The organism is Protofrankia sp. CiP1_Cm_nod2 (genome assembly GCF_920664355.1).
Lineage (GTDB): Bacteria > Actinomycetota > Actinomycetes > Frankiales > Frankiaceae > Protofrankia.
In genome coordinates, this window is the sequence record NZ_CAKKTL010000369.1 from 1 (window position 1) to 3,286 (window position 3,286).

Annotated in this window: 3 protein-coding genes; 1 reads left to right on the top strand and 2 read right to left on the bottom strand. The window is 67.1% G+C overall.

Features of this window, described 5'->3' with window-relative positions:
* Positions 1–142: 142 nt before the first annotated feature.
* Both NBW84_RS23485 and NBW84_RS23490 read right to left on the bottom strand, forming a co-directional pair.
* Entirely contained in the window at positions 143–1,408 is a 1,266-nt protein-coding gene (locus NBW84_RS23485; protein WP_250287484.1) for a cytochrome P450, read from the bottom strand.
* Positions 1,405–1,851 carry a nuclear transport factor 2 family protein gene (locus NBW84_RS23490; RefSeq protein WP_250287488.1) on the bottom strand — a complete coding sequence of 149 codons (447 nt, stop codon included), beginning with the start codon at positions 1,849–1,851 and terminating at the stop codon, positions 1,405–1,407. The genes NBW84_RS23485 and NBW84_RS23490 overlap by 4 nt, the downstream gene beginning before the upstream one ends.
* Before the next feature lie 382 nt (positions 1,852–2,233).
* Here NBW84_RS23490 and NBW84_RS23495 point away from each other — a divergent pair.
* On the top strand, positions 2,234–3,286 hold a 1,053-nt coding region (locus tag NBW84_RS23495; RefSeq protein ID WP_250287486.1), incomplete at its 3' end, for an acyl-CoA dehydrogenase family protein.

A 3,286-nucleotide genomic window follows, 5' to 3' on the forward strand; every position in this document is an offset into this window, starting at 1 on the left:
TGGTCGACACACCGACGATGGCAACGGAGCGAGGTTCGAGGAACGTCCTGGCCACGTCAGGACGCAGCGTGTTCCGTCGTGTTGTTGTGGGAACTGCTTGGTCAACCGACATGGTCGCTGTCATGCCTTTTCTCGAGGGCGGTCAGGCCGTGGTGGGGTCGCCGGCGCGCCAGGTACGGAACGGCAGGTTCGCGAGGCTGCGTGTCTGGCCGCCGTGGGCGACCAACTCGGCCTCCGGCGGCAGGGAGAACCGCGGGATACGCGAGAAAATCTCCTCGAAGGCGATGCCCATCTCGAGCCGGGCCAGGTGACTGCCCAGGCAGCGATGGCTGCCGGCACCGAAGATCATGCTGCGCTCGGGCCTGCGGTCGAGCACGATCTCGCCGGCGTCGACGAAAATGTCCTCGTCACGGTGCGCCGAGGCCAGTGGCACGACCACACGGTCGCCGGGCTTCAACTCGGTTCCCCCGATCGTGTGTGGCTTCACCACGGTTCGGCTCATGTGGACGATCGACTCGTAGCGCAGCAGCTCCTCGACGGCGCTCGGGATGAGGTTCGGATCCGCGGCGATCCTGTCCTGCAGGTCCGGGCGTCGTGCCAGGTGCATGAAGCTGAAGCCGAGCGCCGTCGTCACCGTGTCGAGGCCAGCCAGCACGAGCACGTAGGCGAAGTTGAGGATCTCTCGGTACTCCAGGGTTCGGCCGCCGGGCATCTGGGCCTTGACGAGGACCGAGATGATGTCGTCGCCTGGCTTCTCGATGCGCTCGTCCAGCAGCCCTTTCAGGAAGTCGTGCAGGGCCTTCCCGGCGTCGATGCGCGCTTTGGTCTGCGCGTCCGTGTCCCCGTGCTGCACCCCTGCCGTCGTGGTGTGCAGAATAGTTCCCGCCCAGTCGCAGAGCTGGTCACGCTGCTCGACGGAGAAGTCGAGGCCCACCTGCCGCAGGAACACCGCGCTGGGCAGCGGCTTGGCGAACTCCTCCATGAAGTCGAACTCGCGCTTGGCAACCATGCCATCGACGAGTTCACGGGCGAACTGCCTGACCGCAGGCGCCACGTCGGCGACGGCATGGGGGCGGAACAGGGGGTCCACCACCATCCGATAACGACGGTGGTCCGGCGCATCCACTTCCAGCGGAATGAGCGCGCGGCTGTGCCCGGGCGTCGGCGGTGTGTCCGCTGGCCACGACGAGAAGGTGGCCGCGTCGTGGAGGACCTCTGAGATGTCCTCGAACTTCGAGAGAATATAGAAGCCGCCGTAGTTCTCCGTGTGTGCGACCGGGCACTTCTCACGCAGCACCGCGTAGCTGGGGTGTGGGTCAAGCGCGAAGGCGGGGTCGTAGTGGTCGTAGTCGTGGCCGAGCACCGCCTGGGCGGTGCACCGACTGGTCTCCTGCACCTGCTCGCTCATGCCGGCACGCCCCCTGTCATCAGCTCTGTCCTCGCGGCCGCCGGCCCGTCGAGCAGTCCCGCGACCGCGGCCGTGTCCTTGTAGAAGACGTCCACCCTGCGAATCAGCCCGTCCCTCACGTCGTACAGGTCCACGACATCGAGAGGGATCACGCGCCCCGTACTCCGCGCGGCGATGGTCCCACTGACCCGGACGAGCACACGATCTCCCGCCGCGCTCACCTGCGGAGCGTCGAGGCGTACCCGGTAGTCGCGCCCGACTGCGCGCAGCACCCCCACGAGCCCGTCCCTACCCTCCCAGTCACCGCCAAAGGGCAGACTCGACGCCTCGGAGAAGACCAGGTCGTCGGCCACGAGCGACAGGCAGGTCTCGATGTCCCCCACCGCCAGGCAGCTTGTGAAACGAGCGACGATCTCAACATCGTCCGCGCCGGCTTCCATCATCACGCTCCTCCAGACCGCGCTCCTCGGGGCGCCTTCGCTGGCCGTTGCGGAATATATGGCAAGGCCGTATGTTTCAGGAACACTTTCTACTATGAATTCGATTAGACGTCAACGCATCGCCGGAGGTCATCATGGAGGCCCGCACCCATGCCTCACGCGTTCGGCTGACCGCCCTTGCGCTCCCGCCTGCCGCTGGCACAAGCTCCGATGACGGTGACAGGCACCTGGCTCCGGCGTCCTGGTGCGGGACCAAGAGCGGCTATAGCACAGCAGAGCCCCATTAGATCCCCGCACGCAGCAAGGCCTGGTTCACCGGTCAGGACCGCAGCTTCTACGTCGTCCGGCTCGCAGGAGTCGCTCTCAGCGCCATCAGGGAGACGCTATGATCAATTTTACCGCCGAGCAGGAGGAGCTTGCTCAGCTCGTGCGGCGCTTCGTCGCCGAGCGCGCGCCGCTGTCGCACCTCCGGCAGTTCCTCGACGACGGCGGCCACGACACGACGATCTGGCAGCAGATGTCCAAGGAGCTCGGACTCCCCGCGCTCGCCGTCCCCGAGGAGCACGGCGGTATGGGGTATGGGCCCGTCGAGCTCGCGGTGGTGCTGGAGCAGCTGGGCGCCGGTCTCTACAACGGCCCGTTCTTCTCGAGCGTCTGCCTCGCCACCAGCGCCCTCCTGCTGGCCATGACGCGGGACGAGTTGGATGACATCCTCCCCCAGCTGGCTAGTGGTGAGCAGACGGCAGCCCTTGCGCACGCTGAGCCGGATGGGAACTGGGACGGCGCCACAGCAACGACCACGTGGCGTCCCGACGGTGAACGCGCCCGGGTGAGCGGTACCAAGACGCTGGTCGTCGACGGCGCGACCGCGGATCTGATCGTGGTGACCGCAGCACGGCCCGATGACCCGTCTGCCCTGTCGCTGTTCGTCATCAGCGCTGACGACGACGAGGTCCAGCGTCGCAGGCTGCCTACTTTCGACGCGACACGCGCCCTGGCCGCCATCGAGTTGAAGGACGCCCCTGGGCGCCTGGTCGGCGAGGAGGACAAGGCCGGACCGGTGCTGCGCCGTGCGTTGCAACAGGCTGCCGTCCTGCTCGCCGCGGAACAGCTTGGCGGTGCGCAACGGTGCCTCGACATGGCCGTCGCGTACGCTGGGACGCGAGAGCAGTTCGGGCGCGCCATCGGGAGCTTCCAGGCGGTGAAGCACCGGCTCGCGGACACCCTCCTCGATGTCGAGACCGCCCGCTCCGCGGTGCTCCTGGCACTCACCTCATGGGTGGCCGGCGAGGATCTCGGTGAAGTCTCGAGCCTGGCTCGAGCGCACTGCTCTGAGGTTTTCGCCCGTGCCGCGTCGACCAACGTGCAGGTACACGGAGGCATCGGCTTCACCTGGGAGCACGACGCGCACCTGTTCCTCAAGCGCGCCAAGGGGTCC

Coding starts and splice junctions, on each gene's coding strand:
- NBW84_RS23485 (WP_250287484.1), bottom strand. CDS start 1,408: ATGAGCGAGCAGGTGCAGGAGACCAGTCGGTGCACCGCCCAGGCGGTG.
- NBW84_RS23490 (WP_250287488.1), bottom strand. CDS start 1,851: ATGATGGAAGCCGGCGCGGACGATGTTGAGATCGTCGCTCGTTTCACA.